The organism is Nocardioides terrigena (genome assembly GCF_003047265.1).
Taxonomy (GTDB): Bacteria; Actinomycetota; Actinomycetes; order Propionibacteriales; family Nocardioidaceae; genus Nocardioides; species Nocardioides terrigena.
Genome location: NZ_PZYY01000001.1, coordinates 499233 through 523341, shown reverse-complemented (window position 1 = coordinate 523341; position 24109 = coordinate 499233). Strand labels below are relative to the sequence as shown.

The following is a 24109-nucleotide window of genomic DNA, read 5'->3' as shown; positions in this document are numbered from 1 at the left end:
AGCGCGGCAGCACGAGCCGGTCGGCCAGCCGTCACCGGACCACGCTGTGCCGCAGGCAGGCGAAGTCGCGGTTGCGCGCGACCTCCTCCAGCCGCAGCTCGACGTGGCGGGGCAACACCGGGGCACCGGCCCCGAGGGTGACGGGGGCGTACTGGATCCACACCTCGTCGAGGAGCCCGGCGTCGTGGAACTGTCCGACGAGGTCCCCTCCGCCCACCAGCCAGACGTCCTTGCCGGCGGCGACCTCGAGCGCCGCCGCGTGCACCTGCTCGACCGGGTCGGCGGAGAACGTCACGGCCTTGACCGGCTCGAAGGTGCGGTGCGTCATCACCCAGGTCGGCAGGTCGCCCCAGGGGTCGTCGTCGTGGTCGAGGATCCACTGCCAGGTCGTGGCGCCCATGACGCAGGCCCCGATCCGCTCGCGGAACGACGCGTAGTGCATCGGACCCTGCTCGTCGATGTCGCGCGAGGTCAGCCAGTCGAGCGAGTGGTCCGGCGTCGCGATGAAGCCGTCGAGCGAGCAGCCCGTGTAGTAGATGGTGGTCATGCCTCGTACCTCCTGCGGTTCCAGGTGATCGGATCACCGTCGTCGATCTCGTGGCCGCCGGCGCGGAGCATCAGCCGCGCCAGCTGGCGCCGGTGGGCGCCGAAGGACAGGACGTGCGCGATGACGCTGCCGACCTGGAAGGACTCGGGCGGGTCGCACAGCGCGTCGATGAGCCGGTCGTCCCACGCGCCCCGCTGCTCCACGTCGCGACAGACCGCCAGCCAACGCGGGGCGATCGCCTCGTGCCTCGCACGGAGGCTCGCCGGGTCGTCGGACCCGCGGTCGGGGAAGTCGGCACCCTCGAACGCCGCGACCCAGACCTCCTTGCTGAAGACCTGGTGCTCCAGCACGCTCGCCGCCGACGGCTCCTCGCCGTCGAAGGACAGCACGCTGTGCCGCGGCAGCACCTCGCGCCGGTAGTCCTCGTCGGGGACGGACGCCGCCACGTCGATCAGGTGGGCGGTGTCGTCGATGTCGTGCTGGACCAGCTGGGCGGACACGTGCATGGGATGGACCTCCTCGGACTCGTGGACCCACAGGCTGAGCGGCGGGTGGAAGTGCACGCCGTTGGGCGCGGGGAGCCAGTGCGCGCGGACGTCACCCGGACCGGCGAACATGCTCGGCGGGACGCCGTACGCCCGGACGAAGGCGCGGCCGAACCCCTCGACGGACTCGTAGCCCGCCTCGAAGGCCGCGTCGGTGACCGACAGCCCGCGCGAGATGCGCCAGGCGCTCCGCTCGAGCATCACCCGACGGCGCAGCGCCACCGGCGTCTCGCCCGTGCCGCGCGCGACCTCCCGGCTGAAGTGGAAGCGCGAGGCGTACGCCGAGCCGGCCATGTCGTCGAGCCGCTGGTTGTCCTCGTCGAGCACGGCGTCGAGCAGCTCGCGCAGGCGGTCACGTCCGGTCACGGACCCAGTGTGGACCGGTCGGGTGCCGGAGCACCCGACCGATCTTGCTCACCCCCGAGGCCCGGACGAGGGCCGGGACGGGGGCCGGAACTACCGCGGGTCGACGACCCTCGCCGCTCCGCCGCCGCGCCGCACCGGCTCCGAGACCGCGGTCATCAGCCCGCCGGGGCCGAACTCGATCGCGGTCGCCGCCCCGATCTCGGCGGCGCTGGTGAAGGCGTCGCCGGCCGGAGCCAGCTTGTGGGCCAGGGCCGTGAGCCCGGCGCCGTACGCGGTGATGAAGTCCGGCTCGGCCGTGACGTTGGCGGTGTTGCGCTGCGAGGCCCGCGGCGCCGCGATGGCACCGGCGACGCCCATCCGCAGGTCGATCCGGTTGACCAGCATCTGCAGCACGGTGGTGATGATCGTGGAGCCGCCGGGCGAGCCGAGCGCCATGAAGGGCTTGCCGTCCTTGAGCACGATCGTCGGGCTCATCGACGAGCGCGGGCGCTTGCCGGGCTGGATGCGGTTGGGGTCGGCCGGGTCGTAGACGGTCGAGAAGTCGGTGAGCTCGTTGTTGAGCAGGAAGCCGTAGCGCGGCACCGCCATGCCGGAGCCGCCGGTCTGCTCGATGGTGAGGGTGTACTCCACGACGTTGCCCCACTTGTCGGCCACGGTGAGGTTGGTGGTCGAGATGTTCTCGGTGTCGGCGTCGACCGTCCCGCGAGCGGCGGGCGCCCCGCACACACCGTCGTACGACGCGACGTCACCGGCCGCGGTCGGCTTGGTGAGCGCGGTGGTCGGGCTGATCGCGCAGGCCCGCTCGGCGGCGTACCGGTCGCTGAGGAGCTTGCCGATCGGCACGTCGACGAAGGCCGGGTCGCCGACGTACCTGCCCCGGTCGGCGAAGGACAGCGCGCTCGCCTCGAGGTAGTGGTGCAGCGCCTGGGTGGGCGTCATCGAGGACAGGTCGTAGCGCTCGAGGATGTTGAGCGCCTCACCGACCGTGGTGCCGCCGGACGAGGACGGGTTCATCCCGTAGACGTCGTAGCCGCGGTAGCTGCTGCGGCTCGGCTTCTGGTTGAGCACCTTGTAGTTCTTGAGGTCCTTGCGCGAGAGGTAACCCCGCGGCACCGGGAGCTCGGTGCTCGGCGTGGTGCGCGGCTTGCGCACGATCTTGACCATCAGGCGCGCGAGCCGGCCCTCGTAGAAGGAGTCGAGGCCCTCCTCGCCGAGCATCGTGTACGTCGTGGCGAGCTGCGGGTTCTTGAAGATCGAGCCGACCTCGGGCGCGTCACCGCCGGGGAGGAAGAGCTGGCGGCTGGCCCAGAAGGCGTTGAAGCGCTCCTCGTTGTCCAGCGTCTGCTGGCGGAAGGTGTCGTCGACGACGAAGCCACGCTGGGCGACCCCGATGGCCGGCTTGAGCGCCTTGGCCATCGACAGCGTGCCGAAGCGCTTGAGGGCGCGCGCCCAGGTGGCGGGGGTGCCGGGCACGCCGACGCTCACGCCGCTGGTCACCAGGTCAGGGGTGAAGGGGTACGGCTTCCCGGTCGCAGGGTCGACGAACGCATCGGTGGGCATCTTCGCCGGGGCGGTCTCGCGACCGTCGATGGTGCTGACCTCACCGGTCTTCGCGTCGTAGTGGACGAAGTAGCCGCCCCCGCCGATGCCTGCGCTGTAGGGCTCGGTGACGCCCAGGGTGGCGGCGGCCGCCACCGCGGCGTCGGCGGCGTTGCCGCCCTTCTTGAGGATCTTGAGGGCCGCCGCGCTCGCCTCGGGGTCGACGGTGGAGACCGCGCCGCCGTAGCCGACCGCGGTCGGGATCTTCGCCGTCGGCCGGGCGGCCGGCGCCGCGGACGGCTCGTCGGCGGGTGCCGGTGGCGCGGAGACGAGCAGGCCCGCGACGAGCGCGGACGTGGCGAGGGCGGGTAGGGCGATGCGCATGCGGGCCTCCGAGAAATGACCGACCGGGTGTGGGTGCTCCCACCCTGCGCCTCAGGCGTCCGGTTGTCGATCCCCTCCGGGGTGGAGTGCCGCGACGGCCTCGAGCGTGCGCTCGAGCCGGTGCGGGTCGTCGTACGGGACCCAGACGACGCGGGGGTCCTTGCGGAACCACGAGTCCTGGCGGCGGGCGAAGCGCCGGGTGGCGGCCTGGGTGCGCGCGATCGCGTCGTCGCGGCCCATCTCCCCGCGCAGGTACGCCGCCGCCTCGCGGTAGCCGATCGCCCGGCCGGCGGTGAGTCCCCGCTCGAGCCCGAGGTCGAGCAGCCGCTCCACCTCGTCGACCAGCCCCTCGTCGTACATCCGGCGCACCCGCTCGTCGATCCGCGCGTCGAGGGCCGGGCGGTCGATGTCGACCCCGACCTGCAGGGTGAGCGGGTCGGCGTACTCGAGCTGCGGCAGGCTCGCGGAGTAGGGACGTCCGGTGAGCGCGATGACCTCGAGGGCGCGGACGACCCGGCGGCCGTTGTCGGCGAGGATCCGGTCGGCGGCCTCGGGGTCGAGGCGGGCCAGCCGCTCGTGCATCGCGAGGTTCCCGAGCCGCTCGAGGTCGGCCTCCAGCTCGCGGCGCACGGACTCGTCGGTGCCGGGGAACTCGAAGCGATCGAGGATCGCGCGGGTGTAGAGCGCCGACCCGCCGACCAGCACCGGCGTCGCGCCGCGACCGCGGATGTCGTCGATCGCCGCGCGGGCCCAGCCCTGGAACTGCGCCACCGTGGCCGTCTCGGTGACGTCGAGCAGGTCGAGCAGGTGGTGGGGGATGTCGCGGCGCTCGGCCGGGGGCAGCTTGGCGGTGCCGACGTCCATCCCGCGGTAGACCTGCATGGCGTCGGTGTTGACCACCTCGCCCCCAAGCCGCTCCGCCAGGTCGAGGCTCAGCCCCGTCTTGCCGGAGGCCGTGGCCCCCACGACGGCGACCGTGACGGGGTGGGTCGCGGCGGGCATGGTCGGTAGTGTTCCAAACGAGGCGCGGTCCGACCGGGCCGCACTCCGCACACCGACTTTCGTGGAGGACCAGATGGGTTTCCTGGACGACGCCAAGGCCAAGCTCACCGACGCCGTCGACAAGCACGGCGACAAGATCGCGGACGGGCTCACCAAGGCCGGCGACGCGGTCGACAAGAAGACCGGCGGCAAGTACACCGAGCACATCGGCACCGGGGTCACCAAGGCCCAGGAGGGCCTCGACAAGCTCGACGGCAAGAACGACGACTTCTCAGCCACCACGACCGAGCCGGCTCCGGACCCCGACGTGGTCCCCTACCCGGGACCCGAGCCCACCACCGACCCGGCTCCCGTGCCGACCCCCTCGCCCGACGCGCCGGGCCTCCCCACCGACCCGACCAACCCGGCCACGGGCTCGGCACCCCGCCCCTGAGGCGCGGTCGCCGTCGCTCGCCCCTGAGGGGGTGAGCGACGCCCGGTGGCCACCACTAGGTTGGCTGCCGTGACGGATCGCTTCGTGGTCGTGCCGGCCTCCTACGTCTACCTCCTGCGCGAGGGCGACGGGGGGACCGAGGTGCTGCTCCAGCTCCGGCAGGGCACGCCCTACATGGACGGCCACTGGGCCGCCGCTGCGGCCGGTCACGTCGAGCGCGGCGAGACGGCGTACGACGCTGCCCGCCGCGAGGCGGCCGAGGAGCTCGGGCTGACCGGCGCCGACCTCGACTTCGAGTTCACCATGCACCGCACCCGCGGTGGCGAGGCCATCGACGAGCGCGTCGACTGGTTCTTCACCGCCCGCTCGTGGGAGGGCGAGCCGCGGGTGATGGAGCCCGACAAGTGCGCCGAGCTCCGCTGGTGCCGCCTCGACGCGCTGCCCACCCCGGTGGTGCCGCACGAGGCGTTCGCGCTCAGCCGGCTCGGCAGCGGCGAGCGCTACCTCGCCCACGGTTTCGACCATTTCCATCAGGCCCATCTCAACGAAGACCCGGAGGGACAACGATGAACAACGAGGACCTCGGCCCGCTCCCCGAGCCGGTCATCGAGGACAAGGAACCCAACCCCGGTGGCGTCGACGCGGTCGGCGGTGACCCGGAGGACGTCAACCTCGCCCGGGACCTCGACCCCGAGGACAACCCGGCCGTCGACGACGTGCTCCCCGACGAGATCGCGGAGGCCGACGACAAGAAGCAGGCCCCTGAGGGCGAGGCGGACGACCAGGAGTCCGGCACCGAGCAGGACCCCGAGGCCGGCCAGGAGTCCGAGGACGGGTCGGTCGAGCCGCCCGCCTGAGCCTCGCGGTCGTCAGTAGGTGTGGGATCGGTGTCACCTGGTGGCACCGATCCCACACTCATCTCCGCACGGCTGTGGCACCCCGGTCCACCCGCGGGCCGCGTGCAGCGCGGCGACCTTGGCCGCCGTCGAGCACGCCCGATCGAAGACCTGGCCCCAGCCGATGCGCACGGTGTCCTTGCCCACCAGGGCCGCGTCGAGGTCGCGCTCCATGTCGGTGTCCCGCTGGCGCGCCGAGTCGTGGCCGAGTCGACCGTCCAGCTCGACGACCAGCCCGTCCTCGTGCTCGACGTCGCGGTAGACCACCCGGTCACCACGCCCGTCACGCACCTGACGATCACCCTCGGGCAGCCTGTGCGGCCGCACGACCCGATCCAGGTAGCCGTGCTCCAGGACCGAGCACGTCCCTGCGGCGATGTCGGCCAGGACGCTGCTCAGCCACGCCCGACGTGGGGCGCGGCCACGCGCTGCCAGCTCGTCGGCCAGCCTCTGCGCGGTGGACCGTCGTCCCTGCACCACGTCGGCCAGCACCCGGAGCGCGTCGAGGTCGGAGACCGCACGGCAGGCCACCGCGATGGCCGCGTCGTCGTACCGCAGGCGAGGCGGCCCGACCGTCCACACCGCGCGCTCGTCGAGCCGGTCGACCCGTGTGATGCGTACGCCGGGCGGGGCCAGGACCGTCCGCGACCTGGCCACCGCCACCTCGATGGTCGCCGGGTCCCGCCGCTTGCCCGGACCCTCGTGGGTGCGCAGTGCCGCCTCCCCCGCGAGCGCGGCCGGCCAGGCGTGCAGCACCGCCGCCCAGGACCGCTGCAGCCAGGTGGGGTCACCCGTGTGTGCCAGGTAGATGCCCGGGTGCACGACAGAGAGCTCGCGGCGCCGGATCAGGCGCCGAATACTGGCCGGGGTCTCGCCGCAGGCCAGCAGCTGGGCCCTGGACACGACACCGTGCTGGTCGGCGACGGACCCGCCCGGGGGCCAGGGGCGTGGTGAGGTCATTCCGGCGTTGTTCCCGCCGGGAGACGGGCTCAGTCATCCGGGTACCGGACCTGTGGACAACGGACTGTGTGGCTCTGGTGTCACCTGGTGGCACCGAAGCCACACACAACCGCGGTCAGCTGCAGGCGGGCGCGGGGGGCAGCGGGGCGGGCACGCCGATGCTCGGCATGCCGAGCCCGACGCCCGGCCCGGAGGAGGTCGGCGCGGAGGTGCGGGCCTCCCACGCGTCGCCGGCACGGGTGCGGCGTACGTCCAGGACCGGACCGTCGGCGACGAGGTGGTGCGGAGCGGCGTACGTGATCTCGACGACGACCATGTCGCCCGGCCGGACCCCGGCGGCGCCGTCGGGGTTGAAGTGCACGAGGCGGTTGTCCCGGCCTCGCCCGGAGAGCCGGTGGGTGGCGGCGTCCTTGCGGCCCTCCCCCTCGGCGACCATGAGCTCGACGCGGGTGCCGACCAGGGCCTTGTTCTCGTCCCAGGCGATCTGGGTGACCAGCTCGGAGAGGCGCAGGTATCGGTCCTTGACGACCTCCGGCGGCACCTGGTCCTCCATGGTGGCGGCCGGGGTGCCGGGGCGCGGGGAGTACTGGAAGGTGAAGGCGCCGGAGAAGCGGGACTCGCGCACCACGCGCATCGTCTCGAGGAAGTCCTCCTCGGTCTCGCCGGGGAAGCCCACGATGATGTCGGTGGTGATCGCCGCGTCGGGCATGGCCGCGCGGACCCGCTCGATGATGCCGAGGAACTTGGAGGAGCGGTAGGAGCGGCGCATCGCGCGCAGCAGCCGGTCGGAGCCCGACTGCAGCGGCATGTGCAGCTGGTGCATCACGTTGGGCGTCTCGGCCATCGCCTCGATGACGTCGTCGGTGAACTCGGCCGGGTGCGGCGACGTGAAGCGGACCCGCTCGAGGCCCTCGACCTCGCCGCAGGCGCGCAGCAGCTTGGAGAAGGCCTGCCGGTCGCCGAACTCCACGCCGTAGGCGTTGACGTTCTGGCCCAGCAGGGTGATCTCGGTGACGCCCTCGGCGACCAGCGCCTCGACCTCGGCGAGGATCTCGCCGGGGCGGCGGTCCTTCTCCTTGCCCCGCAGGGCCGGGACGATGCAGAACGTGCACGTGTTGTTGCAGCCGACCGAGATCGAGACCCACGCGGCGTACGCCGAGTCCCGCTTGGTCGGCAGGGTCGAGGGGAAGACCGACAACGACTCGAGGATCTCGACCTGCGCCTCCTGGTGCGAGCGGGCGCGGTCGAGGAGGGCCGGCAGCGAGCCGATGTTGTGGGTGCCGAAGACGACGTCGACGTACGGCGCCCTGTCCGTGATCGTGGCGCGGTCCTTCTGCGCGAGGCAACCGCCGACGGCGATCTGCATGTCGGGGTTGGCGGCCTTGATCGGCGCCAAGTGGCTGAGGTTGCCGTAGAGCTTGTTGTCGGCGTTCTCGCGGACCGCGCAGGTGTTGAAGACGACCACGTCGGCCTGCGCGCCGGCGGGAGTGGCGACGTACCCCGCGTCCTCCAGCAGCCCGGTGAGGCGCTCGGAGTCGTGGACGTTCATCTGGCACCCGTAGGTGCGGACCTCGTAGGTGCGTGCAGGCGTCTCAGGCAGCGTCTCGGGAATGGCAGTCATGACCGGTCAAGGGTACGGCGGGCGCTCGGGGCCGAGGGAATCGCACGCGTCTACCCTCGGACCCATGCCGCGCCTGCACGCCTTCGAGCTGCTGCCCGACGACGAGGGACGCGAGGCCGTCCTCCGCGACTGGCAGGCGCTGCGCGACGCCGGGCTCCCCTCGCAGCTCGACCACAAGGGCATGACCAACACCCCGCACGTCACCGTCCTCACCGCCGAGACCCTCGGGCCGGAGCACGATGAGGTCGCGATGACCCGGCTCGGGACGTCCCTCCCGGTCGAGTCGCGGGCGTCGGGGATCGCGCTGCTCGGGGGCGCTCGGGTGTCCGTCGTCCGGCTGCTCGACGTCCCCGACGCGCTCATCGGTGCGGTGCTCGCACTGCGCGGCGAGGTGCCGCACGCCAAGCACCCGGGATGGCTGCCGCACGTGACCCTGGCCCGGCGGGTGCCGCGCTCCGCGGTCCCGGCCGCGCTCGAGGCGATCGGCCACGAGGACCTCGCCCTCCGCCTCGTCGAGCTGCGCCGCTGGGACCCCGACGCCGGGACGGTCCGCACCCTCTGACCCTGCTCGGTCGAAGCAGCAACGGACCGCGCCTCCCGCTGCTAGCGTCCGGCTCCTCGTCACGATCCAGGGGGACATGAGGATGAGGACCAGCGCCCTGCTCGCGCTCGCCGGCACGGCGGCACTGCTCTGCGTCGTACCGCCCGTGGGCGCGGTCGTCGCCCCCTGCGATGGCCAGCGGCCCACCATCGTCTCCTCGGCGCGCGTCGTGGAGGGCACGCCCGGCCCGGACGTGATCGTGGTGCGCGCTCGCCGTGCGTACGTCGACGCCGGCCGCGGCCACGACACGATCTGCGTCCGAACCGGGCGCGCAGGCCTCGGGGCGTACGTCGTCCCCGGGCCCGGGAACGACCGCGTGCTGGTCGAGACCCACACCCGCGTCATCGCCTCGCTCGACGAGGGCAGGGACACCTACCTCGGCGGCCCGGGCGTCGACTCGGTCTGGACGGGCGTCCGGGGTCGGGTCAACCGGGACCGCATCCTGCTCGGCGCCGGCGACGACTCGGTGGGGGTGGATCGCGGTACCGCCCACCGCGGTGTGACGATCGACGGCGGCGGCGGCCGGGACGAGCTGAAGCTGTCGTCACAGGGCGGCTCCCTGTCGGTCGACGCCGCATCCCGCCGGGCGACCCACCGCGGTCGTCCCTTCGTGCGATGGCAAGGGATGGAGCGGTACGTGCTGAGCACGTCGGGCCCGTCGTCGTTCACCGGCTCCGAGGGTGACGACGCCGTCCGGATGGAGGGCGGTAGCCCGCAGACCCTCCGCACCCTCGGCGGGGACGACGAGGTCACGCTCGGGATCGATGTGCACGCGCCCCCGCTCCTGCTGGACCTGGGCGACGGCACCGACACGCTGCACGTGTCCGGCCGGGCGCGCACCCTCACCGCCGACCTCTCCACGCAACGGCTGGACCTGTCGGACGGGTCGCAGCAGGCGTCGTACGCGTTCTCGGGCGTCGAGGGTCTCGTCGTGCAGCTCCCCCACTGGGTTGACCCGGGCGCGGACACCCGCGTGGAGCTGATCGGCTCCGACGCGGGCGACGTGCTGCGGGCGAGCGCCTGCCACGTGGTCCTGCGCGGGCGCGGGGGTGACGACCACCTGCGTGTGGGGGTGGACACGGAGGAGCTGGACCCGCTGTTGAGACCCTTCCCCCTCACCCGCGAGTGCGTCCGGACGTCGGAGGTGTACGGCGAGTCCGGTGACGACGTCCTGGAGAGCCGGGGCCGGGAGCACGTTTATCGCATCACCATGGACGGGCCCTTCGGCACGGTGGAGACGCTCGGGACCAGGAAGACCGTCGTCGCGGACCGCCTCGACGGTGGCGACGGCGATGACTCGGCAGGCGGCGGCACCGGCGTCGACACCTGCGTGGCCGAGCGGGTCAGCGGCTGCGAGTCCTGACCGGACGACCCCACCCCGCCTCCGGGTGTCCCCGAGGCCGATCAGTGCCGGTCGACGGCACCGGCGAGGACCTTGGCCCCTGCCCCGCCGAGGGCGGACGGACGAGGATCGAGGCATGGAGGCGCCGACGAACCGCCGCGACGTGTGGACCCGCTGGATCGCGTGGACCACGGCCGCGGAGGTGGCGGGCTACACCGCTACGGGGGTCGTCGGCGTCGCCACCCGGGCCGCGCGGGGACGGCCCCGTGGCCGGACCGGCCCGAGGTGCTCCCCGATCGGCGAGCCGGGTGTTGACGACGGCCCTCGCTCGGCTCGCCGGTCCGGGGGGTGGTCACGGGACGGCGCTGCTACGGCTGCCGGCCCGTGACCGCGAGGTCGCTCAGGTGAGGTGACGCCGCGCGAGCAGCTCGCCGAGGTCGGCGAGCAGCCGCGCCGGCTCACGCATGCAGGTGTCCACGTCGGGCTCGACGTCCGTCAGGGCGTACGCCGCGCCGATGCCGCCGGCGGCCAGCTCGTCGTCGTCGAGCAGCCGGCGCCCGCAGACCGCGACGACGGGCACTCCCGCGGCACCGGCCGCGGTGGCGACCCCGACCGGTGCCTTGCCGCGCAGGCTCTGGGCGTCCAGCGAGCCCTCGCCGGTCACCACCAGGTCGGCGCCGGCCACCCGGTCGGCGAAGCCGAGCAGGTCGAGCAGCAGCCCGATGCCGGGGCGCAGCTCGGCGCCCAGCGCGGCCACGAGGGCGAAGCCGACGCCCCCCGCGGCCCCCGCCCCGGGGGCATCGCGACGGTCGGCGCCGGTCGAGGTCGCGACCACGTCGGCCCAGTGCGACAGGGCCGCGTCGAGCTCGCCCACCTGCTCGGGCAACGCGCCCTTCTGCGGCCCGTAGACCGCCGCAGCGCCCTCGGGACCGGTCAGCGGGTTGTCGACGTCGCAGGCCACCACGACCCGCGCGTCCGCGAGGCCGGGGTGCAGCGCGTCGAGCGCGAGGGCGGAGACGTCCACGAGAGCAGCACCGCCGTCCGGGACCGCGGGCGAGGCCACGGCCCCGAGCGCGGCCAGCAGGCCGGCACCGCCGTCGGTGCTCGCGCTGCCGCCGATGCCCACGACGAGCTCGCGGCAGCCCGCGTCGAGCGCGGCCGCCATTACCTCGCCGAGGCCCCGGCTGGAGGCGGTGAGCGAGGCCGGCACCCCACCGGGCAGGCGCTCCAGCCCGCACGCGTCGGCCATCTCGACCACCGCGGTCGTCCCCTGACGTGCGTACGCCGTCTCCACCGGCTCGCCGGTCGGGCCGGCCACCGTCACCGGCACCCGCTCGAAGCCGGCCGAGATCGCCGCGTCGAGCGTGCCGTCGCCCCCGTCGGCCACCGGCAGCAGCTCTACCTCGGCGTCCGGGTGCACCCGCCGCAGGCCGAGCGCGACGGCCCGCGCGACGTCGTACGCCGGGAGGGTGCCCTTGAACTTGTCGGGGGCGACGAGGACCCGGGTCATGACTCGGGCACCGCGGTCGAGTCGCGCACGACCAGGTCGCACTCGGCCGTACGACGTCGCGGTCGCGCCGAGGGCTCCTTGAGGGCCATCAGCAGGGCCTGCTCCCCCATGTCGACCATCGGCAGCCGCACGGTCGTGAGCGCGGGGGCCAGGTCGACCGCGACGGCCACGTCGTCGAAGCCGGTGACCGACATCCGGCCCGGCACCGCGATGCCCCGGTCGCGCAGCACCGACAGCACCCCGATGGCCATGTCGTCGTTGAGGGCGAGGATCGCGGTGACGTCGGGGTGGGCGGCCAGGATCTCCTCCGCCGCCTGCTTGCCGCCGAGGCGGGTGAAGGGCGCCTCGACCACCGGCACGTCCGCGAAGGGGATCCCGGCCGCGGCGAAGGCCTCCTCGATCCCGGCCAGCCGGTCGGCCACGGTGGTCAGCGACCGCATGCCGGCGACGACGGCGATCCGACGGTGGCCGAGGTCGAGCAGGTGCCGGGCGACGGCCCGGCCCCCGGTCAGGTTGTCGGGCAGCACGGCGTCGGCGCTGAGGTGGTGGCGCCCGATCACCGCGACCCGGCCACCGAAGCGGCGGTAGCTCGCCAGGTCGGCCTTGGCCGCGGCCTGGTCGGCGGGGTCCACGAAGCCGGAGCCGGCGATGACGATCGCGCCGACGCGGTTGGCGATGAGGGTGCGGATCTGCTCGAGCTCCTGCTGGGGGTCGCGGCCGGTGTGGCAGATCTGGACGGTCAGCCCCTCCCGGGCTCCCACGCGCAGCACGCCGCTGGCGATCTCGGTGAAGTAGGGGTCGCCGATCTCGTGGACCACCAGCCCGACCGACCGGGACGCGCCGCCCGCGAGGCTGCGCGCGTGGACGTTGGCGACGTACCCCATGTCCCGGGCGACCCCGCGCACCCGCTCGGCGACCTCCTCGCTGACGCCCGCCGTGCGCGACAGGCTGCGCGAGGCGGTTGCGATCGAGACGCCCGCGGCCTCGGCGACGTCCTGCAGCCGCAGCGTGGGCCTGCCCTTCGCCAACGTGTCCCCCTCCGGGTCCTCGGACACGAGTTGTGCTGTGACCCTTGCCACATCCGTCGTGTGTTGCCTACAGTAACCGAAAGCGCTTACGAAAGCGCTTACGTTCAGCGTAGAGGAGCGACATGAAGGTCACAACCCACCACCGCCTCGGCGTCCTGGCCCTGGCATCCGCCCTCACCCTCACCGGGTGCATGAGCTCCGGCTCCAGTGACGAGGGCGAGGAGGGCGAGGGTCCCATCACCATCGGCATCTCCCTCCCGCTCACCGGCGACTTCAGCGAGCCGGGCAAGGGGGTCCAGCGCGGCTACGAGGCCTGGGCCGACTACGTCAACGACAACGGCGGCCTGCTCGGGCGCGACGTCGAGCTGACGATCCTCGACGACCAGTCCAACGCCGACCGGGTCGCCTCCGACTACGAGAAGCTCATCAACCAGGATGGCGTCGACCTCGTCTTCGGCCCCTTCTCCACCCGCCTCGTCGTCCCCGCCGCCCAGGTGGCCAAGGACTACGGTTTCCTCTTCGTGGAGCCCGCCGGCGCCGCGGAGGAGGTCTTCACCCAGGGCTTCGACAATCTCTTCTACGCCGCCCCCGCGGTCGCGGACGACCACTACAACTACCTCGCCGACGCCATCGAGGCGCTGCCCGAGGCGGAGCGGCCCAAGACCGCGGCGTACGCCGCCATGGACGACCCGTTCGCGATGGGCACGGCCTACGGCCTCAAGACCCGCCTCGAGGAGATGGGCGTCGAGACCGTCGTGGACGAGGTCTACCCGCCCAACACGACCGACTTCGGCTCGATCGCGGCCAAGATCGCCGACAGCAAGGCCGACGTCGTGGTCGGCGGCACGCAGTACCAGGACGCCGTCAACATGATCGTGTCGCTGCGCCAGCTCGACTACCAGCCCAAGATGGCCGCCTTCTCGACCGCACCGACCAACCCGGAGTTCCCCGAGGCCATCGGCGACGAGACCGAGGGCATCCTCTCCCCCACCGGCTACACCCCCGAGGCGGACTACCCCACCAACGCCGAGTTCGTGGAGTACTACACCGAGCGCGAGGGGACCCCGCCGGCCGAGGACGAGGCCAACGCGTGGACGACCGGCCAGGTCGTGGCCGCCGCCGTCGAGGCCGTCGGCTGCGCCGACCCCGACCCGGAGTGCCAGCAGCAGCTCATCGACTGGCTGCGCGACAACGAGGTCGACACCGTCGTCGGCCCGCTGACGTGGGACGCCGAGGGCCGCCCCGAGGGCGCCCACCTCATCCAGCAGTACGTCGACGGAGAGATCCGGATCGTGCTGCCCGAGGACGCCGCCGAGGCCGACCTCATCCTCGAGAAGCCCGAGTGGTGACCGGTAGCCCGACCCACCGAAAGGCAACCTGATGTCCCTGTTCTTCCAGAGCCTGGTGCTGGGCGTGCTGCTGGGTGGGCTCTACGCCCTCCTGGCCGCCGGCCTCACCCTCTACTTCGGCGTGATGCGGGTCGTGATGATCGCCCACTCGGCGTTCCTCATCCTCGCGGCCTACCTCGCGTGGTTCTTCACCACCGAGACCGGCCTCGACCCGCTGCTCTCGCTCGTCGTGACCGTGCCGCTGTTCTTCGTCACCGGCGTGCTGATGCAGCGGCTGCTCATCTCGCGGCTGCGCCCGGCGACCCTGACGATGATGTCGGTGCTGCTGACCTTCTCGATCGCCCTGGTGATCGAGGGGATGCTCGGCTTCGTCTTCAGCGGCACCCAGCGCCGGATCCGGCTCCCCTACAGCGGTGAGAGCATCGAGCTCTTCGGCGCCAACATCGCCGTGGTCAAGCTGATCGCCTTCGGCCTGGCGGCCGTCTCGCTCGGCGCGCTCTTCCTGATCCTCAAGATGACGCAGTTCGGGCAGGCGCTGCGGGCCACGATCCAGCACCCCGACGCGGCCCGCCTGATCGGCATCAACACCGACCGGATCGCCGGCTACGGCTTCGGGCTGGGGCTCGCCACCGCCGCCATCGGCGGCACGGCACTCGCCCTGGACTCCACGATCTACCCGTCGCTGCACTGGCACTGGATCGGCCCGCTGATGGCGATCATCGTGGTCGGTGGCCTCGGGAGCATCCCGGGCGCCGCGATCGCGGCCATGCTCCTCGGCCTCGGCCAGAGCCTGCTCCAGATCCCGCTCGGGACGACCTGGGCCCAGACCATCTTCTACGTCGCGTTGTTCGCCACCTTGATGGTGCGACCGCAGGGATTCTTCGGAGGTCGTCTTGCCCAGCGCTTCTGACACCACGAGCCGCGGAGGGATGCTCACCAAGGGCATGGGCCTCCTCGTCCTGGCCGCCGCCGTGCTGGCCTTCCCGAGCCTGGCCCCGGACCCGTTCATCCTGTCGGTCGGCGTCGTCATCATGAGCTACGCCGTGCTCGCCACGTCGTGGAACTTCGTCGGCGGCTTCACCGGCTACATCTCGCTCGGCCACGCGTCGTACTCCGGTCTCGGCGCCTACGGCACCGCCCTCCTGGTGATCCACACCGGGATCAACCCGTGGGTCGCGATGATCCTCGGCGGCCTCGGGGTCGCGGTGCTCGCGGTGCCGATCGGCATCGCCAGCCTCCGGGTCCGCGGCGCCTCCTTCGTGATCGTCTCGATCGCGATGGTGCTCATCCTGCTGCTGGTCTTCCAGTCGTGGGGCGAGGTCACCGGCGGCTCCAACGGCCTGCGGGTCCCGCGGCCCTTCGACGAGTCGGTGCTGCGTCCCGAGCAGCACGAGCGCTTCTTCTACCTCCACGCGGCGCTGCTCGCGGTGGCGCTGCTGGTGTGGTGGGCGATCGACCGCTCCCGCTTCGGCACCGGCCTCAAGGCGATCCGCGAGGACGAGGACAAGGCCCAGTCGCTGGGCGTCCCCACCTTCAACTACAAGCTGACGGCGTTCGTCATCTCGGCGTTCTTCACCGCCCTCGGCGGCGGCATGTACGCGTTGTGGTTCGGCTTCCTCGACCCGATCTTCCAGTTCTCGATCCTGGTCGGCTCCTACATGGTGCTGATGAGCCTGCTCGGCGGGATCCGCAGCCTGCTCGGTCCCTTCCTCGGCGCGGTGATCGTCGGGTACGCCGTCGAGTTCTTCAAGAACCAGTACGGCGACACCCAGTTCCACCTCGTCGCCATGGGGCTCCTGCTCGGCGTCGTCGTGCTCTTCATGCCCGACGGGATCATCCCGGCGGTCTCCCAGCTCATCGACCGGTTCCGCCCGCAGGCCGCCTCCATCCGCGAGGTCAGCGCCGGCGAGCTGGCCGAGCAGCGGCGTACGGCGTCCGGTCCGGGTGCGAGCACCGCGGCCGACCCGGCCACCGACGACGAGTCGACCGACCGCCTCTCCGAAGGAGTGCAGCGATGACAGAGACCGCGACCGGCACCCGCATCGGGCTTGCCACCGAGTGCCTGAGCAAGTCGTTCGGCGGCGTCACCGCCGTGGACGGCGCGTCCGTGCAGTTCCACCACGGCAAGGTCAACGCCCTCATCGGCCCCAACGGCTCGGGCAAGACCACGTTCTTCAACTGCGTCACCGGGATGATCAAGCCCGACTCGGGGCGCGCGACGTACCTCGGGGACGACATCACCGGCAAGGCGTCGCACAGGATCGCCCGCGCCGGCATCGGCCGCAGCTTCCAGCTGTGCCGGGTCTTCCCCCGGATGACCGTCATGGAGAACATGCTGGTGGCCGTCCGCTCCACCAGCCTGCGTCACCTGGCCGCCCCGGCACGCAGCACCGCCGAGGTCGACCGGGCCCGCGAGCTGCTGAGCCGGGTCGGCATCGACCACCTCGAGAACAGCGAGGCCCGGGACATCTCCTACGGCCAGCAGAAGCTGCTCGAGCTGGCCGGCGTGCTGATGGCCGACCCCGAGACGATCATGCTCGACGAGCCGGCGGGCGGCGTGAACCCCGCCCTCATCGACCGGATCGCCACCCTCGTGCGCGACCTCAACGCCGAGGGCAAGACGTTCCTCATCGTCGAGCACAACATGGACCTCGTCATGAGCCTGTCCGACCACGTCGTCGTCTTCGACCGTGGCCGGCAGATCTGCGAAGGCCCGCCGTCGGTCGTGCAGAGCGACCCCCGAGTCCTGGAGGCCTACCTTGGCATCTGAATCAACGCGCGGCAGCGTGGCGCCGCAGGCGACACCCTCGCGCCCAACGGAACAGCCCCTGCTCGAGCTCACCGACATCGAGGCCGGCTACGGCCGGGCGGCCCTGGTGCTGCGCGGCCTCACCGTGACGGTCCCGCCGGCCACCGTGGTCTGCCTCGTCGGCCCCAACGGCGCCGGCAAGTCCACGGTCCTCAAGGTGGCCAGCGGGATGCTCACCCCCCGCTCGGGCACCATCCGGGTCGCCGGTCAGGACGTCACGAAGAACTCGCCGCAGCAGATGCTGACCGCCGGGCTCTCCCACGTCCTCCAGGGCCACAGCGTCTTCAAGGAGATGACGGTCGCGGAGAACGTCCTGCTGGGCGCCTACTCCGTCAAGGACAAGTCCGTCGTGTCCGACCGCGTCGACTTCGTCAAGAGCCTGTTCCCCGTCGTCGCCGAGCGGTGGACCGCCCTCGCGGGGGCCCTGTCCGGAGGCCAGCAGAAGCAGGTGGAGTTCGCCCGCTCGCTGATGGTCAGCCCGCAGGTCGTGCTCCTCGACGAGCCGTCCATGGGCCTGGACCCCAAGGCCACCGGCACCGTCTTCGAGCAGGTCGTGCGCATGCGCGACGCCGGCACCGCGGTGCTGCTCGTCGAGCAGAACGCCCGCCGTGCCCTCGAGACCGCAGATCTCGGCTGCGTCCTCGACCTCGGCCGGGTGCACATCTCCGGACCGGCCGACGAGCTGCTCCGCGACCCCCAGCTGGCCGAGCTCTACCTGGGCGGCCGTCCCTCGACCGCCCCCACGACCTGATCCAGGAGACACCGTGTCCGACACGACCTACCGCATCCTCATGAACGGCGTCACCGGCCGGATGGGCTACCGCCAGCACCTGCTGCGCTCCATCCTCGCCATCCGCGACGACGGCGGCATCGCGCTGCCCGACGGCACCCGCCTCCAGGTGGAGCCGGTGCTGCTGGGCCGCAACGCCGACAAGCTCGCCCGGATGGCCGACCAGCACGGCATCGCCGACTGGTCGACCGACCTCGACACCGTCCTCGCCGAGGACCCGGCGCCGATCTACTTCGACGCGCAGGTCACCAGCGAGCGCAAGAAGGCGATCCTCAAGGCCGCCGCGGCCGGCAAGCACGTCTACACCGAGAAGCCGATCGCCGAGTCGGTCGAGGAGGGCAACGAGCTCGTCGACGCGGCCGCCCGGCACGGCATCATCAACGGCGTCGTGCACGACAAGCTCTACCTGCCGGGCCTGATGAAGCTCAAGCGGCTCGTCGACTCCGGCTTCTTCGGCCGGATCCTCTCGGTCCGCGGCGAGTTCGGCTACTGGGTCTTCGAGGGCGACGGGCTCCCGGCCCAACGCCCGAGCTGGAACTACCGCGCCCAGGACGGCGGCGGGATGGTCCTCGACATGTTCTGCCACTGGAACTACGTCCTGGAGAACCTCTTCGGCGGCGTCGAGGCGGTCACCGCCAAGGCCGTCACGCACATCCCGGAGCGCTGGGACGAGCAGGGCGAGCGGTACGACGCCACGGCCGACGACGCGGCGTACGCGATCTTCGAGCTGGCCGGCGGGATCATCGCCCAGGTCAACTCGAGCTGGGCGGTGCGGGTCGAGCGCAAGGAGCTCGTCGAGTTCCAGGTCGACGGCACCCACGGCTCGGCGGTCGCCGGCCTCTTCAACTGCCGCATCCAGCCCCGCGAGTCCACGCCGATGCCGGTGTGGAACCCCGACCTCCCCACCACCGAGGACTTCCGCGGCCAGTGGCGCGAGATCCCCGACAACCAGGAGTTCGGCAACGGCTTCCGCGCGCAGTGGGAGGAGTTCCTGCTCGACGTGCACCACGGCCGGCAGCACCCCTACGACTTCGCCGCCGGCGTGCGCGGCCTGCGGCTCGTCGACGCCGGCCTCCAGTCCTCGGCCGAGGGCCGTCGGATCGAGATGCCGTGAGTGCTCCCTCGATCACCAGTACCACCCGCCACAGGTCCGCCGTCGGGATCCCGGGTCCCGACGGCGGATGGCGCGACGTCGAGCTCCGTGAGCCGCGGGAGTGGCAGCAGCGACCGGGTGGCTCGACCAGCCGGGTCTGCTTCGCCGCCGCCCACGTGGTGGCCGACCCGCGCGGCGAGAACGTGCCCGGCGCCCCCGCTGTCGTCGACTGGGACGCGACCCTGGCCTTCCGGGCGCACCTGTTCTCCTACGGCTTCGGCGTCGCCGAGGCGATGGACACCGCACAGCGCAACATGGGCCTCGACTGGCCGGCCGTGCAGGAGCTCGTCCGCCGCAGCGCCGACCAGGCCCGCGAGCACGGCGCCCGGATCGCCTCCGGCGCCGGCACCGACCACGCCACCGACCTCGCCTCGCTGGCCGACGTGCGCGAGGCCTACCTCGAACAGGTCGCGTACGTCGAGTCGTGCGGCTCGCAGGTCATCGTGATGGCCTCGCGGCACCTCGCCGCCCTGGCCCGCACCCCTGACGACTACCTGTCGGTGTACGACGCGGTGCTCGGCCAGGTGCGCGAGCCCGTCGTCCTGCACTGGCTCGGCGAGGTGTTCGACCCGCACCTGCGCGGCTACTGGGGCAGCACCGACGTGGACGCCGCCACCGCGACCTTCCTCGACCTCGTCCGCGCCCATGCCGACAAGGTCGACGGGGTCAAGGTCTCGCTGCTCTCCGCCGAGCACGAGCTCGGCCTCCGGGCAGCGCTCCCTGCGGGGGTGCGCCTCTACACCGGCGACGACTTCAACTACCCCGAGCTGATCCGGGGGGACGGCACCCACCACTCCGACGCGCTGCTGGGCGCCTTCGCGGCAATCGCGCCCGCGGCCGCCGCGGCGCTGGCGGCGCTCGACGAGGGCGACCTCGCGACGTACGACGCGGAGATGGCGCCGACGCTGCCGCTCTCGCGCCACGTCTTCGAGGCCCCGACCTACCACTACAAGACCGGCATCGCGTTCCTGTCGTGGCTCAGCGGCCACCAGCCGGGCTTCACGATGGTCGGCGGCCTCCAGTCGGCGCGCAGCGCCGTGCACCTGGGTCGGCTGTTCGAGCTGGCCAACGACGCCCGGCTGCTGCCCGATCCCGACCTCGCCGCCCACCGGCTCGGCGTGTGGCTCGAGGGCGCGGGGGTCACCCGATGACCGCCACGACAACAGTCACCGGCACCGACGTCCCCAGCGGCGCCCCTGCCCGCACGACCACCCCGGAGCCCGGCGACCCGCGGCTGGCGCGGCTGTCGCTCAACCAGAAGACGGTCGACGGCTGGTCGCTGCGCGAGGCCATCGACGGGTGCGGGCGGGCCGGCCTCCCCTCGATCGGGGCGTGGCGCGAGCCGGTCCTCGAGGTCGGGGTCAGCACGGCCGCCGGCTGGCTGCGCGACGCCGGGCTGCGCGTCTCGTCGGTCTGCCGCGGAGGCTTCTTCACCACCGCCGACCCGGCCGAGCAGCGCGAGCGCCACGACGACAACCGCCGCGCCCTCGACGAGGCCGCCGAGCTCGGCGCCCCGTGCCTGGTGCTGGTGCCCGGCGGCCTGCCCGCCGGCGACCGCGACCTGGTCGGCGCCCGGGCACGGGCCGCCGCCGCGGTCGAGGCCCTGGTCCCGCACGCCCTCGAGGTCGGCGTCCGTCTCGCCATCGAGCCGATGCACCCGATCTTCGCCGCCGACCGCGGCGTCGTGTCCACGCTGGCCCAGGCCCTCGACATCGCCGAGCCGCTCCCGGTGGAGGCCGTCGGCGTCGTCGTCGACACCTTCCACGTCTGGTGGGAGCCGGGCGTCGAGGAGCAGGTCGCCCGCGCCGGCGCGCGCATCGCCAGCTACCAGGTGTGCGAGTGGATCACCCCGCTCCCCGCCGACACCCTGCTCTCCCGCGGGATGATGGGCGACGGGCACATCGACTTCCCCCACCTCACCGCCTGCGTCGCCGCTGCCGGCTACCGCGGCGACGTCGAGGTGGAGATCTTCAACGCCGACGTCTGGGCCGCCGACGGCGACGCCGTCCTGGCCACCCTCGCGCGTCGCTACGTCGAGCTCGTGGAGCCGCACCTCTGACCCACGGCTCCCGGTCGCGCACCACTCACATCAACTCGGAAAGGACGTGAGCACATGCAGCACAGACGGAGGACGATCACGCTCGGGATCGCCGCGTGGGCGGGGGCGCTGGCCCTCACCCCGACCCTGGCCGGAGCCGCCCCGGAGGCGGCCGTCGGGCCGGAGCAGGTGCACGTCGTCGCCCCGGCGACGCCGCAGCACTGGGACCCGCTGACCGACGACCTGTGGGACTACGACGGCAACCAGCTCGTGCTCACCCGGCCGGGCACGAACCCCAACGACGGGGTGCGACGCCCGTTCGAGTACGCCATCGTCTCGAAGGGTCCCGAGCTCACCGACGTCACCATCGACACGGAGGTCCGGCTCGACGAGTCGGTCACGGTGAGCAACCGCGACGTGATCGTGGTGTGGAACTACCAGGGCCCGAAGCGCTTCTACTACGCGCACTTCTCGCAGGACAACACGATCTATCCCCACAACGGGATCTTCGTCGTCGACAACGCCGACCGCCGCCGCATCGACGACCAGTGGAACGGCTCGGTGGGCGCTCCCCCCGCGGTGACGGACGCCGAGTGGCACGACGTGCGGGTCGAGTACGACGCCGCCAGCGGCGAGATCGCGGCGTACGTCGACGGGGCGAGCGAGCCCCTGATGACCGCCACGGACACCACCTTCTCCGGCGGACGGGTCGGCTTCGGCTCGTTCGACAACTACGGCCGCGCGCGGCACTTCCGCGCGGTCGGCACGGTCTCGTGACCGTCTCCTGATCCCCGTCGGTCCCCTGACTGCGTCGGGGGACCGACGAGGGCTGCCACGGACCCGGCCAAGGAAACCGCGGCAGCAGTTGTCTCCAACCACCACAACAGTAGGGACACCCCATGCGAACGACACGCTGGTGGGTCGCTGCCGCCACCACTTCACTGATGGCAGCGGCTCTCTCCCCCCTGGCCACCCCGGCCACCGCGCAGGACCCCTCCGGGCCCGGCGCACCCCCGATCCCGCCCGACCCGCTCCCCTCCACGCTCGGGCTCGTGCTCGAGGAGTACGCCCAGCTGCCGGCGTCGACGCCCAACGGTCCGTGGACCGACGTCCGCATCGGCACCCGCCACAACCGGATCAACCACATCGGTGAGATCCCCGACGGCTCGGACCGGCTCTACGTCCCGGACCTCAACGGCCAGCTCTACTTCCTCGAGGACCGTCAGCCGTCGGTCTACCTCGACGTCAAGGCCGAGTTCCCGGAGTTCCTGGCCTGGCGCGGACTGGGCTCGGGCTTCGGCTTCGTGACCTTCCACCCCGAGTTCGAGGACAACGGGAAGTTCTACACGACCCACACCGAGAACCCGACCGCTCCCGGTGAGCAGACCTACGAGGGGCAGCCGCTCCGCTCGAGCGGCGTGCAGAGCGTCGTCACCGAGTGGACCGCCGACGACCCGGCCGCCGACACCTTCGACGGCACCCGTCGTGAGCTGTTCCGCTACCGGTTCGCCTCGCAGATCCACGCCATCCAGCAGATCGACTTCAACCCGACCGCGGAGCCCGGCGACGAGGACTACGGCCTGCTCTACCTCGCCGTCGGCGACGGTGGGTACGGCGTCGAGTCCGACATCCCCCAGCGGCTGTCCGACCCGTCCGGCAAGATCCTGCGCATCGACCCGGCCGGCACCGACTCGCCCAACGGTCAGTACGGCGTCCCCGACACCAACCCGTGGGTCGGCGAGCCCGGAGCGCTCGGAGAGATCTGGGCGATCGGCATGCGCGACCCGCACCGGTTCAGCTGGGACGCGGAGGGCAAGCACGAGATGTTCCTCGGCCACATCGGCCAGCGCGCCATCGAGGCCGTCTACGAGGTCGACCGGGGTGACGACTTCGGCTGGCCGGACGTCGAGTCGCGCCTGGACTACCAGAACGACACGCAGTGCCGCCTCGACCCGATGACCGAGGAGCAGGCCGCGAAGGGCTACGACTTCCCCGTGGCGTCGTACGCGCACGAGACACCGGCCAACTGGGGCTGCAACTCCGACTCGGGCCACGCCATCTCCGGCGGCCACGTGCACCGGGGCGACCTGCCCGGCCTGAAGGGCAAGTACGTCTTCGGCGACCTCGTCAAGGGCGAGGTCTACTACACCACCGCCGCGCACATGCGCGACGACTCCGCCCGCGAGGCGACCGTGCAGGAGCTCCAGCTCTACGACACCGCCGGCACGCGGATGCGGATGTCCGACTTCGTCGGTGACGGCCGTGTCGACCTGCGCTTCGGCACCGACGACGACCGCAGCCTCTACCTGCTGGCCAAGGCCAACGGGATGGTCTGGAAGGTCGTCGACACCACCCGGGCCCCGGTGCCGCAGGACGTCGAGCCGGCACTCGCGGACGACGTCGTGGCGGCGTACGACTTCGAGCACCCCTTCGCCGCCAACGACTCCTACGAGGTCGACCAGGGCCCGAGCCGGACGCTGATCCGCCTCGTCAACGGTGGCGAGCAGATGCGGGTGGACGACGGCGCCTACCCCGGCTCCAACAACGCCCTCCAGCTGCACAGCACGGCCGAGTCGCCGACCGGCACTCCGTGGAAGGCGGGGGTCTACGAGTCCGACAGCGACGGCGTGGCCTCCCTGTCACGGTTCGCTGGCGCCGAGGGCATCACCGTGATGGGCTGGTTCAAGATGGGCGGCACCAACCCGACGGCGGGCTTCAACGCCATCGGCCTCGCCGGCGTGCTGTCGGGCAACTCCGACGGGCACGGCGTCCGTGCCCTGCTCGAGCTGATCAACGTCAACGGCGAGCTCAAGCTGGTCGCCCTCGGCCGGCGGCTCGACACCGGGTCGTCGCAGACCTTCGCGGCCACCGCGCCCTGGCAGGAGCTGCTGCCGGACGGGGAGTGGGTGCACCTGGCGGCGACGTTCGACTACACCGCCGGCACGATGGCGCTGTACCGCAACGGCCAGGCCGTGGACGGGTTCTACACCAACCCGGGCGACCCGTGGCAGGTCGACGGGACCGGGACGTCCCCGACCAACCCGCGCGGCATCAAGATCGGCGGGTCCTTCCCCCAGGACGGGTCGCAGCGCAACCCGTGCAACTGCCGCATGGACGGGCTGATGTTCCTCGACGACGCGGCCTCCGCGTCCGAGGTGGCCCGGCAGTACCGCCGCCTCCTGCGGTGAGCACCCTC

At 72.3% G+C, this 24109-nt stretch carries 23 protein-coding genes; 15 read left to right on the top strand and 8 right to left on the bottom strand.

Translation table 11 applies throughout. From position 1 onward, the window contains the following. Positions 1-31: 31 nt before the first annotated feature. From DAE25_RS02460 to miaA, 4 genes are all read right to left on the bottom strand, one after another. Entirely contained in the window at positions 32-547 is a 516-nt protein-coding gene (locus DAE25_RS02460; RefSeq protein WP_107764620.1) for a dihydrofolate reductase family protein, read from the bottom strand. Then, a complete protein-coding gene (locus DAE25_RS02455) occupies positions 544-1458 on the bottom strand; it encodes a helix-turn-helix domain-containing protein (protein ID WP_234410803.1) in 915 nt (304 codons plus the stop codon). The genes DAE25_RS02460 and DAE25_RS02455 overlap by 4 nt, the downstream gene beginning before the upstream one ends. 90 nt (positions 1459-1548) lie before the next feature. Continuing rightward, positions 1549-3381, bottom strand: a complete 1833-nt coding sequence (gene ggt / locus DAE25_RS02450; protein ID WP_107764619.1) for a gamma-glutamyltransferase — start codon at positions 3379-3381, stop codon at positions 1549-1551. Between the two features lie 51 nt (positions 3382-3432). After that, a complete protein-coding gene (gene miaA / locus DAE25_RS02445; protein WP_107764618.1) occupies positions 3433-4383 on the bottom strand; it encodes a tRNA (adenosine(37)-N6)-dimethylallyltransferase MiaA in 951 nt (316 codons plus the stop codon). A 73-nt stretch (positions 4384-4456) separates the two neighbouring features. On the opposite strand from miaA, the gene DAE25_RS24075 reads away from it, so the two are divergent. The 3 genes from DAE25_RS24075 (at position 4457) to DAE25_RS02430 (ending at position 5673) form a co-directional block, all read left to right on the top strand. Next, positions 4457-4816 carry an antitoxin gene (locus DAE25_RS24075; protein ID WP_107764936.1) on the top strand — a complete coding sequence of 120 codons (360 nt, stop codon included), beginning with the start codon at positions 4457-4459 and terminating at the stop codon, positions 4814-4816. Positions 4817-4885: 69 nt separating this feature from the next. Continuing rightward, complete coding sequence (locus DAE25_RS02435; protein ID WP_056887714.1) at positions 4886-5386, top strand: NUDIX hydrolase; 501 nt, start codon at positions 4886-4888, stop codon at positions 5384-5386. Next, entirely contained in the window at positions 5383-5673 is a 291-nt protein-coding gene (locus DAE25_RS02430; RefSeq protein ID WP_107764617.1) for a hypothetical protein, read from the top strand. Before DAE25_RS02435 ends, DAE25_RS02430 begins: the two co-directional genes overlap by 4 nt. A gap of 33 nt (positions 5674-5706) precedes the next feature. Here DAE25_RS02430 and DAE25_RS02425 read toward each other — a convergent pair whose 3' ends face one another. Together DAE25_RS02425 and miaB are read right to left on the bottom strand one after the other, a co-directional pair. Further along, positions 5707-6672, bottom strand: coding sequence for a type IV toxin-antitoxin system AbiEi family antitoxin domain-containing protein (locus tag DAE25_RS02425; protein ID WP_107764616.1), 966 nt, complete (start codon positions 6670-6672; stop codon positions 5707-5709). Between the two features lie 115 nt (positions 6673-6787). Then, entirely contained in the window at positions 6788-8293 is a 1506-nt protein-coding gene (gene miaB, locus DAE25_RS02420) for a tRNA (N6-isopentenyl adenosine(37)-C2)-methylthiotransferase MiaB (protein ID WP_107764615.1), read from the bottom strand. A gap of 64 nt (positions 8294-8357) precedes the next feature. Here miaB and DAE25_RS02415 point away from each other — a divergent pair, with 64 nt between their 5' ends. Together DAE25_RS02415 and DAE25_RS02410 are read left to right on the top strand one after the other, a co-directional pair. Then, complete coding sequence (locus tag DAE25_RS02415) at positions 8358-8855, top strand: 2'-5' RNA ligase family protein (protein WP_107764614.1); 498 nt, start codon at positions 8358-8360, stop codon at positions 8853-8855. 82 nt (positions 8856-8937) lie between these two features. After that, positions 8938-10257, top strand: coding sequence for a hypothetical protein (locus DAE25_RS02410; protein ID WP_107764613.1), 1320 nt, complete (start codon positions 8938-8940; stop codon positions 10255-10257). A gap of 379 nt (positions 10258-10636) precedes the next feature. Here the strand turns inward: DAE25_RS02410 and DAE25_RS02405 are convergent, their stop codons facing one another. Both DAE25_RS02405 and DAE25_RS02400 read right to left on the bottom strand, forming a co-directional pair. Next, the gene (locus tag DAE25_RS02405) at positions 10637-11746 is read right to left on the bottom strand and encodes a glycerate kinase (protein WP_107764612.1); all 1110 of its coding nucleotides are present in this window, start codon (positions 11744-11746) and stop codon (positions 10637-10639) included. Beyond that, positions 11743-12801, bottom strand: a complete 1059-nt coding sequence (locus tag DAE25_RS02400; protein WP_234410802.1) for a LacI family DNA-binding transcriptional regulator — start codon at positions 12799-12801, stop codon at positions 11743-11745. The genes DAE25_RS02405 and DAE25_RS02400 overlap by 4 nt, the downstream gene beginning before the upstream one ends. A 95-nt stretch (positions 12802-12896) precedes the next feature. Between DAE25_RS02400 and DAE25_RS02395 the strand changes: the two genes are divergently transcribed. The 10 genes from DAE25_RS02395 (at position 12897) to DAE25_RS02350 (ending at position 24101) form a co-directional block, all read left to right on the top strand. Further along, positions 12897-14123, top strand: coding sequence for an amino acid ABC transporter substrate-binding protein (locus tag DAE25_RS02395; protein WP_107764611.1), 1227 nt, complete (start codon positions 12897-12899; stop codon positions 14121-14123). A 31-nt stretch (positions 14124-14154) separates the two neighbouring features. Further along, complete coding sequence (locus DAE25_RS02390) at positions 14155-15033, top strand: branched-chain amino acid ABC transporter permease (RefSeq protein ID WP_107764610.1); 879 nt, start codon at positions 14155-14157, stop codon at positions 15031-15033. Next, positions 15017-16141: a branched-chain amino acid ABC transporter permease gene (locus tag DAE25_RS02385; protein ID WP_234410801.1), complete on the top strand. Its 1125-nt coding sequence runs from the start codon at positions 15017-15019 to the stop codon at positions 16139-16141. The genes DAE25_RS02390 and DAE25_RS02385 overlap by 17 nt, the downstream gene beginning before the upstream one ends. After that, a complete protein-coding gene (locus tag DAE25_RS02380; RefSeq protein WP_107764608.1) occupies positions 16138-16893 on the top strand; it encodes an ABC transporter ATP-binding protein in 756 nt (251 codons plus the stop codon). The genes DAE25_RS02385 and DAE25_RS02380 overlap by 4 nt, the downstream gene beginning before the upstream one ends. Beyond that, positions 16883-17683 carry an ABC transporter ATP-binding protein gene (locus DAE25_RS02375; protein WP_234410800.1) on the top strand — a complete coding sequence of 267 codons (801 nt, stop codon included), beginning with the start codon at positions 16883-16885 and terminating at the stop codon, positions 17681-17683. The genes DAE25_RS02380 and DAE25_RS02375 overlap by 11 nt, the downstream gene beginning before the upstream one ends. Before the next feature lie 13 nt (positions 17684-17696). Continuing rightward, positions 17697-18836, top strand: a complete 1140-nt coding sequence (locus tag DAE25_RS02370; RefSeq protein WP_199907391.1) for a Gfo/Idh/MocA family protein — start codon at positions 17697-17699, stop codon at positions 18834-18836. After that, the gene (locus DAE25_RS02365) at positions 18833-20026 is read left to right on the top strand and encodes a dihydrodipicolinate synthase family protein (RefSeq protein ID WP_234410799.1); all 1194 of its coding nucleotides are present in this window, start codon (positions 18833-18835) and stop codon (positions 20024-20026) included. Before DAE25_RS02370 ends, DAE25_RS02365 begins: the two co-directional genes overlap by 4 nt. Beyond that, on the top strand, positions 20023-20934 hold the full coding sequence (locus tag DAE25_RS02360) for a sugar phosphate isomerase/epimerase family protein (RefSeq protein ID WP_107764606.1): 912 nt from the start codon (positions 20023-20025) through the stop codon (positions 20932-20934). Before DAE25_RS02365 ends, DAE25_RS02360 begins: the two co-directional genes overlap by 4 nt. 54 nt (positions 20935-20988) lie before the next feature. Beyond that, complete coding sequence (locus tag DAE25_RS02355) at positions 20989-21690, top strand: hypothetical protein (RefSeq protein WP_107764605.1); 702 nt, start codon at positions 20989-20991, stop codon at positions 21688-21690. A gap of 122 nt (positions 21691-21812) precedes the next feature. Then, on the top strand, positions 21813-24101 hold the full coding sequence (locus DAE25_RS02350; protein ID WP_107764604.1) for a PQQ-dependent sugar dehydrogenase: 2289 nt from the start codon (positions 21813-21815) through the stop codon (positions 24099-24101). Positions 24102-24109 lie beyond the last annotated feature (8 nt).